The sequence below is a fragment of the Kluyvera sp. Awk 3 genome (genome assembly GCF_028069715.1).
Lineage (GTDB): Bacteria > Pseudomonadota > Gammaproteobacteria > Enterobacterales > Enterobacteriaceae > Kluyvera > Kluyvera georgiana_A.
Window position 1 is genome coordinate 28259 of sequence record NZ_JANEWH010000019.1, and the last position, 21281, is coordinate 49539.

Sequence of the window (21281 nt, forward strand, 5' to 3'; positions counted from 1 at the left end):
GCCGGGGTGAGGGAAAACGTGTTCCCCAGCCCGATAGAGATAACCTCGTCGGGCTTTGTCTTATCAGGATGGTCTATGTTTGGTAACTTAGGACAAGCAAAAAAATACCTCGGTCAGGCGGCGAAAATGCTGATTGGCATTCCGGATTACGACAACTACGTCGAGCATATGCAGACCAACCATCCGGATAAGCCGTACATGACCTACGAAGAGTTCTTCCGCGAGCGCCAGCAGGCACGCTACGGCGGCGACGGAAAAGGCGGCATGCGCTGCTGCTAAAAGGAGACAACATGGCACCGATTGCAGTCACCCTACTTACCGGTTTCCTCGGCGCGGGCAAAACCACCCTGCTGCGCCACATTCTCAACGAGCAGCACGGCTTCAAAATTGCCGTGATTGAAAACGAATTCGGCGAGGTCTCGGTCGACGACCAGCTGATTGGCGACCGCGCCACGCAGATCAAAACCCTGACCAACGGCTGCATTTGCTGCACCCGCTCTAACGAGCTGGAAGACGCGCTGCTCGACCTGCTTGATAACCTCGACAACGGCAACATCCACTTTGACCGCCTGGTGATTGAATGCACCGGCATGGCCGACCCCGGCCCGATCATTCAGACCTTTTTCTCCCACGACGTGCTGTGCGAACGCTACCTGCTGGACGGCGTGATTGCGCTGGTTGACGCGGTACATGCTAACGATCAGATGAACCAGTTCACCATCGCCCAGTCGCAGGTAGGCTACGCCGATCGCATTCTACTCACCAAAACCGACGTCGCCGGCGAAAGCGAAAAGCTGCGCGAACGCCTGGCGCGCATCAACGCCCGCGCGCCGATTTACACCGTCACCCACGGCGATATCGACCTCGGCCTGCTGTTCAACACCAACGGCTTTATGCTGGAAGAGAACATCACCTCAACACCACGCTTCCACTTTATGGCCGACAAGCAAAACGACGTGTCGTCGATTGTGGTGGAGCTGGATTACCCGGTGGATATCAGCGACGTCTCCCGCGTGATGGAGAACCTGCTGCTGGACTTCGCCGACAAGCTGCTGCGCTACAAGGGAATGCTGTGGATTGACGGCGAGCCGAACCGCCTGCTGTTCCAGGGCGTACAGCGCCTGTACAGCGCCGACTGGGACCGCCCGTGGGGGGATGAAACGCCGCACAGCACGCTGGTGTTTATTGGCATCCAACTGCCGGAAGAAGAGATTCGCGCGGCGTTTGCCGGTTTACGCCAATAGCCGCAAAACCTGATGCCCTCCCAGCCAGGAGGGCATCAACGCGCCGCTATTTCCGCACCACCACCAGCTTCTGGTTCACAAACTCTTTAATCCCCAGATCCGACAGCTCGCGCCCGTAGCCGGAACGCTTCACGCCGCCAAACGGCAGCTCGGCCGCGGTATCGGTCAGCCAGTTGATGTAGACCATACCGGTCTCGATGCGCGAGGCCATTTTCTTCGCCCGCTCAATATCCTGGCTGAACACCGCGCCGCCCAGACCGTAGTGGGAGTCGTTGGCCAGCGCCACCGCCTCGTCGTCACTCTTCACGACATAAATCTGCGCCACCGGGCCAAAGAACTCTTCAAAGTACGCCGGGTTATCACGGGTGATATGGGTCAGAATGGTCGGTTCGAAGAAGCTGCCGTCGCGCTGCACCGGCTTACCGCCTAAGTGCAGCTTCGCACCGTTTTTCACCGCCGCGTTCACCTGTTTAGTCAGCGTGTCCAGCGCATCCTTCGAGGACAACGGCCCCAGCGTGGTGCTTTCATCCAGCGGATCGCCAATCTTCACCTGCTTAAAGGCGTCGGTGAATTTTTCCAGGAAGGCATCGGCGATTTTCTCATGCAAAATAAAGCGCTTCGCCGCGGTACAGACCTGCCCGGCATTGTTCAAGCGCGCATTAACGCCAATTTTCACCGCCTTTTGCAGGTCGGCATCGTCCAGCACCACAAACACATCGTTACCGCCCAGCTCCAGGGTCGATTTTTTAATGTGCTTCGCCGCCTGTGCAGCCACCACACTCCCCGCTTTTTCCGAGCCGGTGAGCGCCGCCCCCTGTACGCGATCGTCGGCGATAATCTTCGCCACCTGATCCTGTGAGATATAGAGGTTAGTCCACGCCCCTTCCGGCGCGCCCGCTTCACGGACCAGGTGCGCAAAGGTCTCTGCGCAGTGCGGCACAATGCTGGCGTGCTTGGCCAGTACCGGGTTACCCGCCGCAAGATTCGGCGCCAGCACGCGCATCAGTTGGTAATACGGGAAATTCCACGGCTCAACGGCCATCAGCACGCCAATCGGGTGATGCTCTACCCACGCCTCGCCCAGTTCAGATTTGTACTTCACCGGCGCTAAAAACTGCTTTGCGTTATCAGCGTAGTAGCGGGCAATTTGCGCACAGAGTTTCACTTCGCCACGGCTCTGTTCAATCAGTTTGCCCATCTCCTGGCTGGCGATTTTAGCCAGCTCCTCCGCGCGCTCGTCAATCAGATCGGCAAGCTTATGCAGCACCGGCAAGCGTTGGTCTATATCACCTTTCGCCCAGTCGGAGTGATAGAGCGCATCGGCGGCCTTCAGCGCCGCTTCAACGTCCGCATCGCTATGCGAGGGATATTCCTTAATAAGCTGGTTAGTGGCAGGATTAACTGTCTGGTAAGCCATATTGTGTCTCCTTGTTTTACCGCTTAGGGTATTAAGCGTAGTCAAGATGACTGGATATGGGCGTAAAGTTGGGTATAAACGGAGGTTTCCGAATTAACATCCCCCGCCGGACAAGACGGGGAATGACAGCTCATCGATTACCGCTTCACCTGCAATACTTCCTGCGATTCCTTGTGCGCGTCGACTTCCTGCGGCGTTAACCACAGCGATTTTCGCCCGAAGGTCTCGTACATTTTCAGCTGATCGTCATAGTGTTTATCCGCCTTGCCGTCCGGGGCAATAAACCCGCTTTGACCCGGCGCGACCACGTCCCAGGCAAGCACCGGGCTTTTGCTGGATGACGGTGAGAACACGATCATGTCGTTTTCCGTGCCACGGTTCTGGTATTCCGCCTGATGACGCGCCTCTTCCGCTGCCGCCTGCGGCACGCCGAAGAAGTTGTTGGCCCGGAAGGTCAGCGCCATCGCCGGGGTTTTCCAGCCGTTCAGGTCATTACCGTAGCGTGTTGACAGCGTCCGCCAGGCATCGTCCAGCGCCGCCAGCACCACCTCTTGCTGCGGTTTTCCGCCAAACAGATCGACCGCCTGTGGAACTGGCGACTTCTCCCCCTGCAGCGCCTCATAAAGGATCTTCGCCCCCACGCTGATGTTCAGCGAGCCGGTGGGCCCGTCCTGCGTCGTCTCATAGCCGCTGGCGCTGTACCAGTCGCCGAACGGCTCCGGCACCGCCGCGACCACCGTTCGCTTCAGCATGCTAGTCAGCCACGCATTCAGAATCGCCGAACCCGGCTGCTGATAGGTTTTACCGCCTTCATTCAGCAGGTTGCTGCCATCCCAGACCGCCAGCGTATCCACCAGTTGACGACGCGGGTCGCTCACCGGAAGGCTAGCCGTCGCGTCTTTCAGCGTGGGCAGGAACAGCCGCAGGTTCAGGTCCTGACGGCTGGTTTTGCGGATCACGTCCCAGGCCTCATCGGCGGTAAAGCGCGGCTGCTTATCAAGAATGCGGTCAATCTCGGTCACGCGATCCGCGCCGCCCCACAGGAAGGCAAACAGATCGGACGCCGGGTAATCTTTTTGCGGTGAGTTGTTCCAGTTGGCGATATAGCCCGACTGCGGGTTATACACTTTCGGGTTCAAATCGAACGAGAGTAGCCCTTTCCAGTCCCACTTGCCGGTGCCGGGCACCGGCAGGCGCGGGTCGTGGCCCGGCTGGCGGTCAGGGTACGCGCCAGTATGCACGTAGCCGATATTGCCGTTAACGTCGGCGTAGTACCAGTTGATGGTCAGCGCCTGTTTTGCCGCCTGCTGCGTCCACGCCTGCCAGTTTTTGGCCTTCATCTGATGAGTCCACGCCAGCAGCGAGGCCACCTCTTTGCCGTCCCACGCGCGCGCTTTGGCGTAGGCCGTTTCGGTTGCGGGGTCGGTTTGAATCACGTTGCCGTGCAGAGTGCGCCAGACGGTAAAGGTCTCCGGCTGGCCGTCTTTGACCTTAATGGTCTCTTCGCGGCTCAGCATCTTCACCCACTGGCCGTTATGTTGGTAATAGCCTGGTTTATCCTTCGATAATTTTTCGGCAAAAATGTCGACATCATCGCCGAAACCGGCGGTAGATCCCCATGAAATCGTACCGTTGTGACCAAACACCAGCCCTGGATAAGCGAACGGCGTATTCCCGGTGACATCATAGCCCGCGCCGTGCAGGCCAATGCCGTAGGTATACGCAGGCGCGTACCAGCCAAACTGCGGGCCGTTGACCATAATGGCCTTCGCATTCTGCGCTTTGCTTTTGCCAATCACCCACATGTTGCTGGTTGTCGGGTAGCCCGCCAGCCCGTTGGCCCCGCTCTGCGCAAACTGCGCGGCGATGATTTCCCGGTTTTGTGCCGCCGTCAGCGCCAGCAGTGCGCCATCGGCGCCTTTTGCTGGCCGGTCGAGCATCGGTGCCGGGCGATCATAGCGCGGCAGCAGCGCTGCCGTTTGCGTGTTCTGAAGGTCGAAGGTGAGCGGGTAGTGGCTCTCCTCAGGGGAAATGGTGGTCGGCGCGGACGGGTTAACCAACCATTTCAGCTGGTTAAAGACCGCCATCCCCTGCTGTTTGCCGTACTTGTCTTTGAGAGCGGTCAGCAGCGCCAGGTTATCAATTTCGCTGGTGCTGTCAGAAAAGCGGTTCGCCATGGTGCCGACAAAAACCATCGCTACATCAAAAGGCTGCCAGTGCTGCGGGGCGAAACCGAAGGTGGCAAACTGTTTTGGCAGCAGCTTGCCGGGGTTGGCGTTCACCTTATCAATCCAGGCGTTCATACCGTCGGCATAGCCTTGCAGGATAGATTTATCTTCCGCAGAAAGCGCGGCTATCTGCGCGCGAATAGAGTCCGGCCAATAGTTCTGACGAATGTCCTTATCAAAACGCACAAACGACTTACCAAGCACTTCAGAGACCGTGCCCTGCGTGCTGCGTCGCGCCATCTCCATCTGGAACAGGCGATCCTGCGCCACCACGTAGCCATAGCCGTAAAACAGCCGATAGGTATCATCAGCGTAAATATGCGGCATGCCGTATTCATCGCGAACAATCTTGACCTCGGTCTGGGTACCTGCCGCCAGGGCGGTAAGGCTCCAGGAACACATCAGCGAAGCAGCAACACAGTTCACGATCATACGATTTGTATTTTTCATTGTATCCTCTTGCAGGTGTATGATTAGCGAGTTGATACTAGCTGCGAAGCAGCACTTATCTATATGAGGCGAATAGTTTCAGCGCGAACTGTGAGTCTGATAGCAGTTATTTGATACATTAAATCTGTTAATGTGATCTAAAGCGAATCGTTTAATTTTCACACACCCCTGCCCGCTTTTTCCTGATGTGGTATAAAAATAAAAAACCGCCGGGACGAACGAATGACCACACCACGCGATATTCATCAGACCTTCACCCGACTGCCTGGGCTTGAGCGGCGCAGCACCTGGCAGAGCACGCAGGCCTACAAGCGCCACAGCCACCCGCAGCTCTCGATAGGGGCGATTCTCGAAGGCGGCACGCGCTGCGTCTGTGACGGGCTGGAGTACCTTTTATCCCCCGGTGACCTTATCGTTATCCCCGCCCACGCTCCGCATAGCTGCAACCCGATACAGGGGAAACCGCGCAGCTACCATATGCTCTACATCGACACGCCACTGCCATTAGCCCGACAGGTGATTCGCCACGGCGCGCTGTTCCGTCTGTATCTCAACGTGGTCGAGCAGATGTCCACCGACGCGCTGACCGCGCTGTTATCCGCCCTTTCACTGAGCGCGAACAGTGAAGAAACGCTGCGCGCCACCAGCCAGCAATTGCAGCAGGCGCTGTTGGCTAACCCCGTCTCTCCGCCCTCTCTTGATGAGTTCGCCACGCGCTTTTCGCTGCGCAAAGAGACCCTAATCCGGACGTTCAAGCAGGATACGGGCCTGACCCCCGGCAGCTTTCTCAATAATTCCCGCGTGGAGTACGCCAAAGCGAGGCTGCGCGCCGGGGACGATATCGCCGATGTCGCCTACCAAAGCGGCTTTGCCGACCAGAGTCATTTCCATAAAACCTTCGTCAGCTACACCGCCGCCACGCCGCGTCAGTACGCGCTTGGCCGATCAATATCCGACAATAATTAGCGCGTAAGCCGACATAAGCTGCCTTCAGTATTTTCACTGAGGTCGCTATGGAACAGGTCACAACGTTACTTCCCCCGGCGTTTCCCGCGCTGGCGCTGGCGCATTTTATGGCGCTGCTCAGCCCCGGGCCGGATTTCTTTTTACTGGTGGGCTATGCCGTCCGTTATCGCCTGCGCGGCAGCGTCGGGCTGTGCCTGGGCATCGCGGCGGGCAACGGGTTGTATATCCTGCTGGTGGTAATTGGCTCCGGGCTGCTGCGCCAGGCGCCGCTGCTCTTTGACATCATTGAGCTACTGGGCGCCGCCTATCTGCTGTGGATAGGCTACGCGTTGCTGAAAAGCCGCGCCGCACCGCTCGAATGGCGCCATTGCGCACAAATCTGCCCCTCGCTCGCGAAACAGCTGCTTTTAGGGCTCGGCTCTTCGCTACTGAACCCGAAAAACGCGCTGTTTTATCTGGCGCTGATGACCGCGCTGCTTGGGCCGAACGTCACCGTGGCGCAACAGGCGGCCTGCGGTATCTGGATGACCAGCGTGGTGCTGCTGTGGGATTTACTGCTGGTGATACTGCTCGCGCTGCCGCAGGTTCAGCGGCGTCTGGGAAATCTGATCTGGAAAATCGAGCGCACCGCGGGCGGTATCCTGATCGGCTTTGGCGGCTGGATCCTGTGGCAATTTATCCTGGGCTAAAACGAGAATGGGCGGCGTGTTCGGCGACGCCGCCCAAATATTAACGCAGTTCATCTCGCCGTAAGCCCACATCTCTCAGCTGTTCGTCGCTCATTCGCTGCAATATGCGGCGCGTTTGCTGCACGCGCCACCATGTTTTGATAAAACGCCACACCAGTACAAAGCCGATAAATGGCTGTCTTGCCCTGTTCTCATGAAATTCCATACTTCGCCTCCTCACCTTGCCAGAGGCTTTATCTTCGCGGATTTCTGCTGTTGCAATACAGATTCAAAAAACACTTTTCTTTAACATACAGATTCGCTAAAACGATACCTGCGTGCGGTTTTTTTCGCCTGACTGTACTGGTTTTTTCATCTGTATGGCGACAAACGGGGATACAGCAATGACGCGTTACCAACATCTGGCCAACCTGCTGGCCGAGCGAATTGAACAAGGGCTGTATCGCCACGGCGAAAAGCTTCCCTCCGTACGCAGCCTGAGCCAGGAACACGGCGTGAGTATCAGCACCGTGCAGCAGGCCTATCAGATGCTGGAGCAGCGCCAGCTCATTACGCCGCAGCCGCGCTCCGGCTACTTCGTCGCGCCGCAGAAGGCACAGCCGCCGGTGCCTCATATGTCGCGCCCGGTGCAGCGTCCGGTGGAGATCACCCAGTGGGATCAGGTACTAAATATGCTGGAGGCTCGCAGCGATAAATCCATCATTCCCTTCGGCGGCGGCTCGCCGGACGTCACCCAGTCCACCCTCAAACCGCTATGGCGCGAGATGAGCCGCGTGGTGCAGCATAATATCAGTGAAGTGCTGAACTACGATGAGCTGGCCGGACGTCGTGAGCTACGCGAACAGATCGCTCGCCTGATGCTTGACGGCGGCTCGGTCGTCAACGCCGACGATCTGGTTATCACCAGCGGCTGCCACAACGCGCTGTCGCTGGCGCTGCTGTCGGTATGCCAGCCGGGCGATATTATCGCCGTGGAATCCCCCACCTATTACGGCACCATGCAGCTACTGCGCGGTTTGGGCCTGAAGGCGATCGAGATCCCGACCGATCCCAATACCGGGATCAGCGTCGAAGCGCTGGAGTTGGCGCTCGATCAGTGGCCGATCAAAGGAGTGATCCTCGTCCCCAACTGCAACAACCCGCAGGGCTTTATCATGCCCGACGCCCGCAAACGCGCGGTGCTAAACCTGGCGCAGCGCTACGATATTGTGATTTTCGAGGATGACATCTACGGCGAACTGGCCACCGACTACCCGCGCCCGCGCACCATCCACTCGTGGGATATCGACGGCCGGGTGATGCTGTGTAGCTCGTTTACCAAAACCATCGCGCCTGGCCTGCGCATCGGCTGGATAGCCCCCGGTCGCTATTACGATAAGCTGTTGCAGATGAAGTATGCCGCCAGCGGCACCAACGTCCCCTCCACGCAGCTGGCGGCGTCCAACTTTATCCGCGAAGGTCACTACCACCGCCATGTGCGCCGCATGCGCCAGATCTACCAGCGCAACCTGGAGATCTACACCTGCTGGCTGCGCGAGTTTTTCCCCTGCGGGATCTGCGTGACCCGCCCGACCGGCGGCTTTATGCTGTGGGTAGAGCTGCCGGAGCAGGTCGATATGGTGTGCGTCGCTCAGCAACTGTGCCGGATGAAGATCCAGGTCGCGCCGGGATCGCTGTTTTCGGCGTCGGGGAAATACCGGAACTGCTTAAGGATCAACTGCGCCCTGCCGCCGATTGAGAAGCATCGGGAGGTGATGGTGCAGTTGGGGATGGCGGTGAAGGTGGCGATGGAGTGGGATGAATCCACCGCCCAACGCTAGTATTACGACGCCGCACTCACCGCACTTTCCCCATTCGCCGCATCCTGCGGTTTTGAAACCGTGCGGCTGCGGCTCCCATCCACCCCAATCGCAATCTCCCCTTCCACCGTCACCCGGCGCACCACGCGCGGCTGGGTGCCGTAGTCGTTGACCGCGTAGTGCTGGGTGCTGCGGTTATCCCAAATCACCACGTCGTCCTGCTGCCACTGCCAGCGCACGGTGTTGTCGAGGCGGGTGATGCGGTTTTGCAGCAATTCGAACAGCTGCGCGGATTCCCGCGAGCTAAAGCCCACCAGACGCTTCACGAAATGGCCGAGTAACAGCGCACGTTCGCCGCTGACCGGGTGGACATGCACCACCGGGTGCTCGGCTTCCCACAGCGATGAGACAAATACCTTCTGGTGATGCGCCAGGCGGTGCGCTTCGACGATGGTGCGCTCGGCACCGTAGTCATAGTCGTTGCTGTGCACCGCGTGCAGGGTGTCGACGAAGCGCTTGAGCGTCTCCGGCAATTGTTCGTAGGCACGGGCGGTGTTGGCCCACACGGTGTCGCCGCCGTATTCCGGGATGGTGACGCCGCGCAGGATGGAGATTTTCGGGAAGGCGTCAACGAAGGTGACGTCGGTGTGCCACGAGTCGGCGCGGCCGCCGCCTTTGGAGGCGTCGAGTTCAAACAGTTTGGTGCCTTCCGGGGAAGGGACCGTCGGGTGGGCGACAACTTTGCCAAAACGCGCGCCGAAGGCCTGATGTTCGGCATCGGTAAGATGGCTTTGCTGGCGGAAGAACAGCACTTTGTATTTGACCAGCGCCGCGTCGAGCTGGGCGAAAGTCTCAGCATCCAGCTCGGCGGAAAGACGGATATCGCGGATCTCCGCGCCGATATTGCCCGCCACGCGGCGTAAATTTAATAAAGGAAAATCGGTATCAGCAGTATTCACAGCAGTCATGATTGCGCCCCTTTAAAATCGTCAGAAACCCGAATATAGAAATATCCAGGCGGGTGACAAAGTCGAGTTTGTGATATTGATAGCTGCCAGACGGCAATACACAGGAGCCACTATGACCACGGAAATCACCCTTACCCCTGCCGAACGCGAGAAGCTGCGCGACCAGTTGACCGACTACTGCGAAAAACAGTTCGACCTCGAGCTGGAGCAGTTCGACGCCGAGTTCTTTATCGATTTTATTATCGAGAAGCTGGGGCCAGCCTTTTATAACGCCGGGATTGATGAAGCGATTCGTACCCACTTCGCGTGGAGCGAACGCATTCAGGAAGAGATGGATCTGAAGAAAATTCTCTAAGCGGATCGCGGATCAATATAACCATAAATTATCTATGGCTATAATAGCGGCTCATTTTATCGTCTCCCGTGTTACGGGGAAGGAAAATCATGTCGCTTATCACCGATCTACCCGCCATTTTCGATCAGTTCTCCGAAGCCCGCCAGAATGGCTTTCTTACCGTGATGGATCTCAAAGAGCAAGGCACGCCGCTGGTCGGCACCTACTGCACCTTTATGCCGCAGGAAATTCCGATGGCGGCGGGCGCGGTGGTGGTCTCGCTGTGCTCCACCTCTGATGAAACCATTGAAGAGGCGGAGAAAGACCTGCCACGCAACCTCTGTCCGCTGATCAAAAGCAGCTACGGCTTCGGCAAAACCGATAAATGCCCCTACTTTTATTTCTCCGATCTGGTGGTCGGTGAAACCACCTGCGATGGCAAGAAGAAGATGTACGAGTACATGGCCGAGTTTAAGCCGGTACACGTGATGCAGTTGCCGAACAGCGCCGCCGATGCCGCCTCCCGCGCGCTGTGGAAAGCGGAGATTCTGCGCCTCCAGCAGGCGGTTGAAAAACGCTTCGGCACGGCGATTACCGAAGCCTCCCTGCGCGAGGCCATCGCCCTCAAAAACCGCGAGCGCCGGGCGCTGGCTAACTTCTACCGCGTCGGGCAGCTCAATCCTCCGGCGCTCAGCGGCAGCGACATTTTGAAAGTGGTGTACGGCGCAACCTTCCGCTTCGATAAAGAGACGCTGATTGACGAGCTGAACGGCATGGCCGAGCGCGTGCGTCAGGAGTGGGAAAACGGCAAGCGGCTGGACGCCCGCCCGCGCATTCTGATTACCGGCTGCCCGATCGGCGGTGCGGCGGAGAAAGTGGTGAAAGCCATTGAGGATAACGGCGGCTGGGTGGTCGGTTTTGAAAACTGCACCGGCGCTAAAGCCACCGAGCGCTGCGTTGACGAGGACGGCGACGTGTACGACGCGCTCACCGACAAGTACCTCGCCATCGGCTGCTCGTGCATCTCACCGAACGACCAGCGCTTAACGTTGCTCAGCCAGATGGTGGACGAGTATCAGGCCGATGGTGTGGTCGACGTGATTTTGCAGGCCTGCCATACCTATGCCGTTGAATCAATGGCGATTAAGCGCCACGTGCGCCAGCGACATAACCTTCCCTACATTGCCATTGAAACCGACTACTCCACCGCCGATATCGGCCAGCTTAGCACCCGCGTCGCGGCCTTTATTGAAATGCTGTAGGAGCGCGCGTGACGTTATCAATAGGCATTGATTCAGGGTCAACCGCCACCAAAGGCATCCTGCTGGAAGACGGCGTTATCCGCCGTCGTTTCCTCACCCCTACGCCGTTTCGCCCCGCTGACGCGATCGTTGAGGCGTGGGAGACGCTGCGCGCCGGGCTGGAAGCGCGGCCATTCCTGACGCTCACCGGCTATGGCCGCCAGCTGGTAGATTTTGCCGACAAGCAGGTGACGGAGATCTCCTGCCACGGGCGCGGCGCGCGGCTGCTGCTACCTGAAACCCGCACGGTGATTGATATTGGCGGCCAGGACAGCAAGGTGATTCAGTTGGATGAAGAGGGCAATCTCACCGATTTCCTGATGAATGACAAATGCGCGGCGGGCACCGGGCGCTTTCTGGAAGTGATTTCCCGCACGCTGGGCGCCAGCGTCGAGCAACTGGATGCGCTGACGGAAGGCGTTGAACCCCACGCCATTACCAGCATGTGCACGGTGTTTGCCGAGTCCGAAGTGATCAGTCTGCGCTCGGCGGGCGTGCCGCCAGAGGCGATTCTGGCGGGCGTCGTCAACGCTATGGCGCGGCGCAGCGCCAACTTTATCGGCAGGCTGTCGGCGCAGGGGCCGTTGCTGTTTACCGGCGGTGTCAGCCACTGCGCGGCATTTAGCAGAATGCTGTCGGCGCATGTGAATATGCCGGTGCAGACGCACCCGGACGCGCAGTTTGCCGGGGCGATCGGCGCGGCGATAATCGGGCAACGGGTGAAAAAATGACGGAGTATCTGTTTTTGTTTCACTCCACGCTCGGGGTGGTGCAAACCCGCAAAGCGCTACAGGCGGCGGGCATCACCTTTCGGGTGGCGGATATTCCGCGCCAGCTGCGCGGCGGCTGCGGGCTGTGCATTTATCTGCATTGCCCGCAGGGTGACGAACTGCGCTGGGTGATCCCCGGCGCGACGGAGAGTATTTACCGCTGCGACGAGGGTTTTCAACTGTTGCACACATTCCCTGCACCATCACACAACCCGGGCGAAGCATAACCGCCCACGGTTTTGCCGGGTGGCGGCTTCGCCTTACCCGGCCTACAGAATCGCCCGTAGGCCGGATAAGCGCAGCGCCATCCGGCACGCCCCGCAGCTTAATGGCTCCACTTCTCCTGCTGCAACTCCAGCAGCAGCAGCATCATCAGCGCCTGGGCATATGGCACCGGGGCCATAGCGATATCGCAGTAGTATTGCAGATCCGGGCCAACCATCGTCCCTTTTGAGGCTTCCAGCACGATCCCGCCTTCGTCGATCCTGTCGTGCAGCGCGTGCCAGGCTCGCATCGCATGTTCCGCCACTTTCTCGTCGAGGATCCCCATGCGCACGCCGCGCAGCATGCCGTAGGCGATCCCGGCGGTGGCGGAGGATTCCTGCGGCGACAGCGGATCGTCGAGCAACGTATGCCACATCCCATTCTCAGCCTGTAGTTCGCACAGCGTATTGACCTGCCGCGCCACCACCACCGAGAGATAGCGCTTCACGCTGGCGTCGAGGCTGTCGCCAAGCAGGGCGATAAACTCCGGGATTGCCACGGTGATCCACGCGTTGCCGCGCGCCCAGAAGGCTTCGGAGAAGTGGTGTTTGCCGACAAACGTCCAGCCGTGATACCACAGGCCGCTCGCCGGTTCGCACAGGTAGCGGGTGTGCAGCAGGAACTGATAAGACGCTTCATCGATCAGATCTTTACGCTTGAGCACCACGCCCGCCGTACCGAGGAACAGGCAGGTCATAAACAGCGTGTCGTCCCACAGATGGCCGGTGTTCGGCTGCTCTTTCACCACGTGCTGGAACCCGCCCTCTTCGGTTTTTGGCAGCGTGCGCAGCAGGGAATCGGCCCAGTCGTTAACCACTTTCAGCAGATCGTCACGTCCGGTATGCCCGGCCACCAGTGCGAGCGTGATCATCGGCGCGGTGGTGTTGATCTGGATCTCCGGCAGCCCCTTCGTCAGCTGATCTTCATACCAGGTGAGGATCGACTGTTGCAGGTTGGCATCGTTCTGCTGGCGGGCGTACTGCCAGAAACCGTACAGACCAACGCCCACTTCCCATTCCCACTCTTCAAAGTGGATGGCAAACCCCTCGCCGCCGCTGGTGTCAACTTCACCCATGTTTTTCAGGCGGCAGAAGCCCTGAACCACCTGCTCCAGCAGACGGCTTAATGTTGCATTGTTCATTGCGCGTCTCCTGACAGCGTAATCTGAAGTTCATTGCCCACCAGCGTCGGGAACGCGGCGGTTGCGCCGTTGTGCTGGCATTCACCCTGCCAGCTCAGTTGCATCAGCGTTTGTCGGTCGTCGTGGACGCGCGCGCTCTTATCCTGCAGCACAATGCGTAGCCCCTGAACACGCTGGCAGAAGGCTTCAAAATCGCCCTCGCCCACTTCCAGCCACCACGCAACGCGGCGGCCTTCAGCGCGAACTTCGTCACCGTTAACCGTCAGCAGTTGCGAACAGAGCGCGGCGGCAAAAGCCTGCCCCGCGCGCACCGCGTAGCCTTGCGTCAGCGGGCGAACCTCGTCATAGGCTTCGCTGCACAGGTGGAGATGCGTCCAACCCAGCACGTCATGTTCGTCGAACTGCCACAACATCAGCGCCCGGTTTTCTACCTGCATCAGTCGCGGCAGCACGCTGTTACCGGCCCAGAAGGAAGGACGCGCTTCGCTGCCCGGCGCAACGTCGCCGGGGTGGTTAATCCACAGGCGAGCGTCCGGTCGCGTAGCAAACTGCACATCAACCAGATGCTGCTGATGCCCACGCGCACCGGTATGATGATCGACACAGCTGGAGAGGCTCACCGCCGGCTGCTTCCACGCCACAATATTGCCGCCGCCGCACTGGTAGTGGGCGCTCAGCGTGCCGTGATTCAGACGCGCATAGCGGGCAGATTCCAGGGGCGGCACATAGTCGCTCAGACAAAAGAACGGCAGCGAGGCGCACTTACGGTTGACGCGGCCGCCGCCCCAGGCGACGTGACCAAAGGCAGAAAGCTCGCTCATCTGGCTTGCCAGCAGCTCTTTCTCATAGACACGCCCCATGGTGCCCGCGGCAATGCCGGACTGGTAGTGCAGCGCGCTGGTCATCATCAGACGGTCAATCAGATGGCGCGCGCGCTGGCGCAGCGTGGCATCATCGGCCAACTGATAGAGCGCAAACAGGCCGATGTAGTCTACCGGGTAATACGGGGCCGAATTCCACTCAACAAAACCCTGCTGCTCAACCGCATCAAACCAGGCATGCAGACGCTGGGTGGCGATCGCTTGCTGTTCGCGACCGCGACGCCCCGAAGCGGTAAACAGATCATCAGGGAACATCTGCCCGGCGAGGTACTGAGCGGTGTGGAAACAGAGCGCGTGATTCTCGCTCCAGTACCACATCACGTCGTTGCCCAGTTCGTCATACCAGTAGCGATAGCCGACAATGGCGGAACGCACGCGTTTCCAGAGCACCGCCGGGAAGTGTTCGCCGTGGAAGTCATGCCAGATCCACAGCAGCGGCACCATGGAGAAATCCGAGCAGTCCTGGCGAGCGCTGATGCGCTGGAGCGTGCTAATCAGCAGTTCCTGCGCCAGCGGGCCGCTGTCGCCAACGTGCAGCATTGCCAGCAGGCGGCCGGTGCGCGGCACGCCGTGTTCGGCGATATAGCTTAGCGCCACGCGCTTGCGGGTCTCCAGCACGCCTTCACCGCCGGGCAGGACGTCGTCGGTCAGTACGGTGAGACTCAGGTTGCGGCTCATGGTGACGTCGCCCAAACGGGCGGTCAGTTCAAGACGGTAGTGCCCCATTTCAACGCTTGCCGGGAGGGGTAGCGTTAGCCCCGTTTGGCCAGTCATGACCGAGCCGAAATCCAGCGGACTGGTCGCAATGACGTCGTTACCCAGGCTATGGATAGCGCCACGCAGACGCAGCGCACGCTCTGCCTGGCAGGGCAGATTCAACTGCTGATGCTGCGCGGTCACCGTGGCGGGCAGCGAGTCCAGCACGGCCTGAAGCGTGTCGACGTCAGTGTTATTCACGCCCGGGAGCGTCGCGTCCAGCGGCGTGTCGCCCAGGTAGATCATGCGCAAAGCAAAGATCGTGTCGCGCTCAAATAGCTCATCGAGATGAATCAGCAGCGCGTTTTCCCCCTGCTGAAGCGCAATATCAACAACCTGCGTTTGCAGCGTGTTGCGGGTGAACGGCGTAAAGCACACGGCCTGTTGGTCATCACGCCAGATACGCACGCCGCCGCAGGTGGCAATCTCGAAGGGATAATCGCCTGCCTGCGGCGCATGCAGCGTGACGCGCAGCCAGCGCTGGCAGTGGGTGGCTACGTTTTGTACGCCGGAGAAGGTGACGGTATTGCTGGCCCCGGTCCAGGTGACAGCAGCCGCCGGTAAGGCACGCGCTGGCGACACCGTGCGCAAGGCCGTGTCGCGACGGAAGATGCGTCGGCAGAATGATTCCTGCGCCGGGCCTTTGCCGTTGGCGAACTGATAGTCCATCGGCTCATCTACCGATTCACCGGTAAAGAATTCGGCAAACCGTTCATTGTGCGGCAGTGACACCGTAAAGCGCGTCAGCGCCTCGCCCGCAATCAGCCTCATCGTTGTTTCCTCAATAACCGCTAAATAATTAAGCGCTATTTTCTGGAAAGGATGGGAAGCATGCTACGCGCAGGAGCGCGCGCCTTCGCGGAACTGCCTAGTCATTCACAATCTCTTGCCGCCGGAAGGATAAAACGTGATAAGAGTCACACCAGCAGAGTCTGTGTGACGATGAATGCCGGGAAAACTCACGTTCCCCGGCGAAATACACTTAATGATTCGTGAGATAAATCACATTTTACCCCTTCAGCTGGGTCAGTTCATGACTCAGACTATCGGCCAGCATGCGCACACGGGTGGGATCGAACATCACATGCAGCCCCGGAGAGGCCTCGGTATGCCGGGCGCAGAAGCTGTCCATTTCCGCCGCGCAGCGGTAGAGCTCCTGAATATTCACCTGGCAAATCTCGCGCATGCTCCAGCTGTTCTCGACCAGCCGCGCGAAGTGCAGCGTGAAAAAGGCTTTTTGCGCGTGACGGAACAGCAGACAGTAGAGATCAAATCCCTGCCACTCTTCCTGCCAGCGCAGGAGCAACGAGAAGGGAAACGCCGCGCGGTCGGCAAAGGCCAGCGCCTGTTCACGTAGGGTTACCGCCGCCTGCCAGGCGCTGTCTTTCTCTTCCGCAATCAGCGACAGGTTACGCGCGGAGCTCTCGACGTCGCTGGCGCTAAAGAAAATATCGCGCTCCGAGCCGGGTAGCCAGTGGTTGCGGTTAAGCTGACCGTACAGACTCCACACCGCCTGACCATAGCTCGCAGGCACCTGGCTGTGGCGATGGAAGACGTGGTCGCGCACGTAGATAGCCTGATACAGCACCTGCCCGGCCTGGCCCATCAGCGACTGAAACTCGTCGAAGGTCGCCTCATCGGGACGCCAGCCGTAGCACTCATCCAGCCAGTGGGTCAGCAGCGCCGCGCGGGTCAGATGCTCGTTTTCCCGCGCCAGAATCTGGCTGCAGGCCACCAGGTTGCATTCGCTCAGCGTGCCCATCACCCAGTGGTTATCGACCCCTTCCCAGCTGGTTTTGCACACCGCGCCGGTAATCGTGGGGTTGCCCCGGCACCACAGCAAGCGGCCCTGAAGCTCATCGATACGCGGGAAGGGGAACACGCCCCAGCCCACCTCTTCGCCCACCAGATCCAGCTCCACCCATACGTCGCGGTCCTCGACATCCAGCAGCGCCGGGTTGTTGGGGAAGGTTGGCCAGAAGCGCTCCGGCGTCAGCTTAATGGACACCGAAACGCATTCCGGCAACGTGCGGATGGCCTCCATCACGTTGCTGATATCGTGGTTACCCGCCGGAAAAGCGCGCAGCACCAGGTGCTTATTTTCACGCATCACTGCGCGAGCCATAGCGCTGAAGCACTGGGTATAGCGGGAGAGACTGCGGGGATCGATATGCGGCGACGGGTCGTCCTGGCCGGTCAGCTCCCAGTTGGGGCGGGAGATCGGCAGCAGGCCGTCGGTATTGGAAAGCGCCACCAGCAGACCGCTGATCGCCGGGATCTGCTGGCATAGTAAGGTGAGTTTATCCGCCAGATACTGACACCAGAATTCGACGTCGAAGCGGATGCTGCCGTCTTTATCAATCAGCTGCGGGTGCGCCGCCAGCAGGTCTGCGGGAAAACTGAGCTCTTTGGCCTGAAGATAAAATTTCAGCCCATGCTGCTGGCAGTAACCGGCCAGCCGGTTGAGGTACACGCAGCGCGCGCGCTGCTGGCTGGAGAGGCGATCGTTGTACTGATGCGGGGTGTAGCCTTTCGGCGAAACGAGCTTATCAAACAGGTCCGTTTGCCCCACCACCACGGTCGTAAACTCATGGCGGGCCGCCCACTGCACCAGCTGGCAGGCTTTGTCCCAGTTCCAGAACTCCTGGTTATTCAGTTCCAGCGCACGCGTCTTCCACATTGTCTCTCTCCATCACGCCACCGCGGCGAGCGGCTATTGTAAACACAGATGGTAGAGAACAATCAGCGTCCTGAAGTGCGCTACTTCACAATAAAGCGCGTTGGCGCAAAGCAGTTGAGCAGGCGGTGCAGAATAAACACCATCGTCAGCGTGGCCAGCAGCGAAATCGTGACCGAGGTGGCGCGGTAGAGATCGCTGAACACCAGGTCGCCGTCCGGCTGCAGATTCTGGCCGAACATAATGCCGATGGTGGTGATGCTGGCAAAGCCAACGCCCGCCCCCACTTTTTCCATCACATGCAGCCGCGCGCTAAAGGCCAGCCCCAGGCCAATTAACGGCATCATCAACAGCATGTGACTGCTGTGATCGTAGAGGATCAGTTGCACCACCAGGATGTACAAGCAGGCCAGCACCACGCCAGCGACGCGCCAGATGGAGCTGATCACCGCGCCACGGTAGTGCATGGGGAACAGGATCAGGATCCCCGCCATCAGCGCCGACAGCGAGTCACTAAGATCGCTAATCTGAAAGACGATAAAGATAATCGTCGCTACGCTGCCGGAGAGCAGCGATTCATGGCGCACGCGGGCAGCGTCTTTTTCAATCAGCGGCGGCGGCTTGCGCGGCTCAGCGTCCGGAATCAGGTAGTGCATCAGCGCGCTGAGCGCCACCGCCAGAACGCTGGCTTCGATATTTGAAAACAGCAGCGTATGCCAGTTGGCCGTCGGGTAGCTCATAAAGTTGAGCATCACGCTCTGGCACACCACGCCCATCGAGCCAAACAGGAACAGCGGCCCTTTGCTCATAAAGCGAAAACGCATGACGTACAGCGCGAATACCACTACCGTCATCATCACCGGCCATTGGCTCAAATAGCCGATGATCAGCACCATTTCCAGGCAGTTTAGCGAGGCGCTAAAGATAAACTGTTTCGCCACATGGCGATTAAACACCGGCACCAGCGCGGTGAGCAGCAGCGGGTAAACCACGTAGAAAACGCCGTACTGGGTATCGAAAAAGCTCGAAATACTCAACGCCAGCATACCGGCAAAAGAGATGCGCAGGGTCTGACGGAAATCGTTCGCCGTGTAGACGATATTGCCGTGAGGGGTAAAGACCTGCGCGAGGGTGTTAATAGACATAGTGCAACCAGCTTATCAGGTGGATTTGCAGACCGGAGAAGAAGCGGGCAAACGCGCCTTCGCTGTTATACAGCTGAACGGTAGCACGTGCGCCGGTCGGCAAGGTTTTCTCCAGCGGTTCGTCCAGCGCCACGTGAATGCGCATACGCTGCGCGTCGCGTACCCAACGGGTGGACTGCTCCGGCTGCGATAGCTCGCCATTCACCTCTTCCTGACCGGCAAGGATCCCAGCGTCGCTGCTGGTCACTCGCGCGGCGAAGACTTTACCCGGCATAGCATCAAATACCACCGCCGCGTCGGTTCCCTGACGCGTGTGGCGCAGGCTTTTTTCGCGGAAATCGGCGACGATGTCGGTCTGCTGATTAACCACTGCCATCACCGGGCTGCCCGCCGAGGCGTACAGGCCGGGACTCAGCTGCAAATTACTGACGGTGCCGTCAGCTTCAGCGCGAATTTTCGTCCACTCGAGATTGAGCTGCGCTTCTCGCAATGTGGTCTGATACTGCTGGAGCGTGACGTTGCGACGGTCATCGCGCTCGCCGCGCTGAATTTGCAGATTGTGAATCGAGGCGCGCAATGCACTCACCGACTGCTCGCTGGTCTGCCAGGTGGTGCGCACCTTATCGAGATCGGCCTGCGAGACGTTTTGCATCCGGCTCAGGCTTTGATAGCGATCGTAGGTCACGCGATCGTTACGCGCGGTAAGCTGGGCAGTTTTGAGGTTGGCCTCGGCGGCGGCAATCTGCGCGTCCAGCTGTTGATTGCTCAGCTTTGCCTGGGCCAGCGCCAGCGTCGCAGCATCGACCTTATTCTGGAACGGCGTTGGGTCCAGCTCATACAGCAGGTCCCCCTTTTTCACCGTGCTGTTGTTGTGCACGTATACCTGCGAGACGTAGCCGGAAACGCGGGACGAAATCGGCGTCACCACGCGCATCACCGTGGAGTCCGGCGTGAGCGGGATCCAGATATCGGCAACGATAAAATAGGCAAACATCAGCAGGAAAGAGGCAATACTCACCCTTACCCAGCGGGCAAATTTCTGTTCTGGCGTCATCATGGTGTTATTCGGTTTTATTATTTTCTTCGCGGATATTCCGCAGATTGCAGGCTATTTGATTCAGGGTGTCGCTAAACTTCGCCATGTCAGCGGCGGGAATGCCGGTGGATACGCGCGCCTGTAAGGCTTCAATCACCTGGTTTAGCGTCTGGAGCACCGCCCGACCTTCGTCGGTCAGCGTCAGCAGGCGAATTCGTTTATCGTACGGCGATACCGTACGCAGCAGGTAGCCCTGCTGTTCAAGCAGGGTGAGCGTACGCATGAGCGGCGGCAGTTCGATCCCCTGCATTTCCGCCAGCTCGCTGACTGAGACGTTATCACCCAGCTGATGCAGCTGCATCAGCACCGTCCAGCTGGACTGGGTCAAGCCGGTGTCGGTAATCGCATGATCGATGATAGAACGCCATTGGCGCACGACCATGGCCATACGCATCCCCATCGGGCGACGGGCAAACAGTTCATCTTCAGTCATGGCAATCTCCGATCGTGTCGTACGATTACGATAATACTTACCATGATAACTATCAAGGAACGAACTGCCTAAACAGCATGGATTGTAAAATGGCCCTACTGACCGGCGATGTATTCAACGTCCATGGTTTCGCAATCAACAAAGCCAATACGTGCGAGCCTGGCCGATGGCCCTTTCGCCACGAACGGCACGCGATACTCATCTTCTTCAATCGAGACTTCACCGAAGGTGAGTTCTGGCGTCAGGGTGCCTAACGTGCGCTTTTCGCGATACCAGTGGGGGAAGCGGCCGCGTAGATAATCATCTTTGACGCGCAGCAGCGCTTTACGGGAAAAATCAATACGACACACAGAGGTGGTATCAGGATACATCTCATGAACAACAAATATGGTGGCGATGCCCGCAGTCAGCAGGCTACAAAATAGTGCGGTCACTAATAATGTCTTTCTCATGCTGAAGGTAGGTATGTTGAGTTAAATAATTATGGCATCTGAGATTATTCTAAAAATAAATAAAAACATGTAAAGCAATGCATTGGTATTGTTTCGTAAATATCGAACAAACAACTCAATAAAAAGGATTAAACCTCCTCCATTACGAGTACTTCATTGTTAATGCATGGTGTTTATTTTGTTATACAACAACGAAGTAACGGCTTATTTGCTGCAACGGCGCAGTAGTTTAGATCTAATAAATAATGCTACACAATTCGCTATTTTCGC

20 protein-coding genes are annotated in these 21281 nt (G+C 58.5%); 9 read left to right on the forward strand and 11 right to left on the reverse strand.

The annotated features are described in order from the left end of the window. The first annotated feature begins 75 nt into the window (after nucleotides 1-75). Both NNN71_RS06435 and yjiA read left to right on the forward strand, forming a co-directional pair. Nucleotides 76-279 carry a YbdD/YjiX family protein gene (locus tag NNN71_RS06435; protein WP_035893372.1) on the forward strand — a complete coding sequence of 68 codons (204 nt, stop codon included), beginning with the start codon at nucleotides 76-78 and terminating at the stop codon, nucleotides 277-279. 11 nt (nucleotides 280-290) lie between these two features. Beyond that, entirely contained in the window at nucleotides 291-1244 is a 954-nt protein-coding gene (gene yjiA / locus NNN71_RS06440) for a GTPase (protein ID WP_271458122.1), read from the forward strand. Nucleotides 1245-1290: 46 nt separating this feature from the next. Here yjiA and NNN71_RS06445 read toward each other — a convergent pair whose 3' ends face one another. Together NNN71_RS06445 and NNN71_RS06450 are read right to left on the reverse strand one after the other, a co-directional pair. Continuing rightward, nucleotides 1291-2661: an NAD-dependent succinate-semialdehyde dehydrogenase gene (locus NNN71_RS06445; protein WP_271458123.1), complete on the reverse strand. Its 1371-nt coding sequence runs from the start codon at nucleotides 2659-2661 to the stop codon at nucleotides 1291-1293. Between the two features lie 137 nt (nucleotides 2662-2798). Continuing rightward, entirely contained in the window at nucleotides 2799-5339 is a 2541-nt protein-coding gene (locus NNN71_RS06450) for a penicillin G acylase (protein WP_271458124.1), read from the reverse strand. 222 nt (nucleotides 5340-5561) lie between these two features. Here NNN71_RS06450 and NNN71_RS06455 point away from each other — a divergent pair, with 222 nt between their 5' ends. Further along, complete coding sequence (locus NNN71_RS06455) at nucleotides 5562-6305, forward strand: AraC family transcriptional regulator (RefSeq protein ID WP_271458125.1); 744 nt, start codon at nucleotides 5562-5564, stop codon at nucleotides 6303-6305. Nucleotides 6306-6352: 47 nt separating this feature from the next. Then, nucleotides 6353-6994 carry a LysE family translocator gene (locus NNN71_RS06460; protein WP_271458126.1) on the forward strand — a complete coding sequence of 214 codons (642 nt, stop codon included), beginning with the start codon at nucleotides 6353-6355 and terminating at the stop codon, nucleotides 6992-6994. 40 nt (nucleotides 6995-7034) lie between these two features. Here NNN71_RS06460 and NNN71_RS06465 read toward each other — a convergent pair whose 3' ends face one another. Continuing rightward, entirely contained in the window at nucleotides 7035-7199 is a 165-nt protein-coding gene (locus tag NNN71_RS06465; protein WP_163448850.1) for a DUF1127 domain-containing protein, read from the reverse strand. A 178-nt stretch (nucleotides 7200-7377) separates the two neighbouring features. Here NNN71_RS06465 and NNN71_RS06470 point away from each other — a divergent pair, with 178 nt between their 5' ends. After that, nucleotides 7378-8814 carry an aminotransferase-like domain-containing protein gene (locus NNN71_RS06470; RefSeq protein ID WP_163448851.1) on the forward strand — a complete coding sequence of 479 codons (1437 nt, stop codon included), beginning with the start codon at nucleotides 7378-7380 and terminating at the stop codon, nucleotides 8812-8814. Nucleotides 8815-8816: 2 nt separating this feature from the next. On the opposite strand, the gene NNN71_RS06475 is transcribed toward NNN71_RS06470, so the two are convergent. Further along, the gene (locus tag NNN71_RS06475) at nucleotides 8817-9761 is read right to left on the reverse strand and encodes a TauD/TfdA dioxygenase family protein (protein WP_223803399.1); all 945 of its coding nucleotides are present in this window, start codon (nucleotides 9759-9761) and stop codon (nucleotides 8817-8819) included. A gap of 112 nt (nucleotides 9762-9873) precedes the next feature. Between NNN71_RS06475 and NNN71_RS06480 the strand changes: the two genes are divergently transcribed. From NNN71_RS06480 to NNN71_RS06495, 4 genes are all read left to right on the forward strand, one after another. Further along, nucleotides 9874-10116: a DUF2164 domain-containing protein gene (locus NNN71_RS06480; protein ID WP_064547081.1), complete on the forward strand. Its 243-nt coding sequence runs from the start codon at nucleotides 9874-9876 to the stop codon at nucleotides 10114-10116. 89 nt (nucleotides 10117-10205) lie between these two features. Then, complete coding sequence (locus NNN71_RS06485; protein ID WP_271458127.1) at nucleotides 10206-11357, forward strand: double-cubane-cluster-containing anaerobic reductase; 1152 nt, start codon at nucleotides 10206-10208, stop codon at nucleotides 11355-11357. Nucleotides 11358-11365: 8 nt separating this feature from the next. Beyond that, nucleotides 11366-12127: a putative 2-hydroxyacyl-CoA dehydratase activator YjiL gene (gene yjiL / locus NNN71_RS06490; RefSeq protein WP_271458128.1), complete on the forward strand. Its 762-nt coding sequence runs from the start codon at nucleotides 11366-11368 to the stop codon at nucleotides 12125-12127. Continuing rightward, nucleotides 12124-12393: a DUF3343 domain-containing protein gene (locus NNN71_RS06495; RefSeq protein WP_271458129.1), complete on the forward strand. Its 270-nt coding sequence runs from the start codon at nucleotides 12124-12126 to the stop codon at nucleotides 12391-12393. Before yjiL ends, NNN71_RS06495 begins: the two co-directional genes overlap by 4 nt. 98 nt (nucleotides 12394-12491) lie before the next feature. Here NNN71_RS06495 and bglB read toward each other — a convergent pair whose 3' ends face one another. The 7 genes from bglB to NNN71_RS06530 all read right to left on the reverse strand — a co-directional run bounded on the left by bglB (nucleotide 12492) and on the right by NNN71_RS06530 (nucleotide 20993). Then, on the reverse strand, nucleotides 12492-13571 hold the full coding sequence (gene bglB, locus NNN71_RS06500) for a beta-galactosidase BglB (RefSeq protein WP_271458130.1): 1080 nt from the start codon (nucleotides 13569-13571) through the stop codon (nucleotides 12492-12494). After that, nucleotides 13568-15979: a hypothetical protein gene (locus tag NNN71_RS06505; RefSeq protein ID WP_271458131.1), complete on the reverse strand. Its 2412-nt coding sequence runs from the start codon at nucleotides 15977-15979 to the stop codon at nucleotides 13568-13570. The genes bglB and NNN71_RS06505 overlap by 4 nt, the downstream gene beginning before the upstream one ends. A gap of 238 nt (nucleotides 15980-16217) precedes the next feature. Continuing rightward, nucleotides 16218-17888, reverse strand: a complete 1671-nt coding sequence (locus NNN71_RS06510; protein WP_271458132.1) for a hypothetical protein — start codon at nucleotides 17886-17888, stop codon at nucleotides 16218-16220. A gap of 80 nt (nucleotides 17889-17968) precedes the next feature. Next, complete coding sequence (locus NNN71_RS06515) at nucleotides 17969-19030, reverse strand: DUF2955 domain-containing protein (RefSeq protein ID WP_167576976.1); 1062 nt, start codon at nucleotides 19028-19030, stop codon at nucleotides 17969-17971. Beyond that, nucleotides 19020-20087, reverse strand: a complete 1068-nt coding sequence (locus NNN71_RS06520) for an HlyD family secretion protein (RefSeq protein WP_064547065.1) — start codon at nucleotides 20085-20087, stop codon at nucleotides 19020-19022. Before NNN71_RS06520 ends, NNN71_RS06515 begins: the two co-directional genes overlap by 11 nt. Nucleotides 20088-20091: 4 nt before the next feature. After that, on the reverse strand, nucleotides 20092-20559 hold the full coding sequence (locus tag NNN71_RS06525) for a MarR family transcriptional regulator (RefSeq protein ID WP_163448860.1): 468 nt from the start codon (nucleotides 20557-20559) through the stop codon (nucleotides 20092-20094). 95 nt (nucleotides 20560-20654) lie between these two features. Further along, the gene (locus NNN71_RS06530) at nucleotides 20655-20993 is read right to left on the reverse strand and encodes a YebF family protein (RefSeq protein ID WP_167576977.1); all 339 of its coding nucleotides are present in this window, start codon (nucleotides 20991-20993) and stop codon (nucleotides 20655-20657) included. Nucleotides 20994-21281 lie beyond the last annotated feature (288 nt).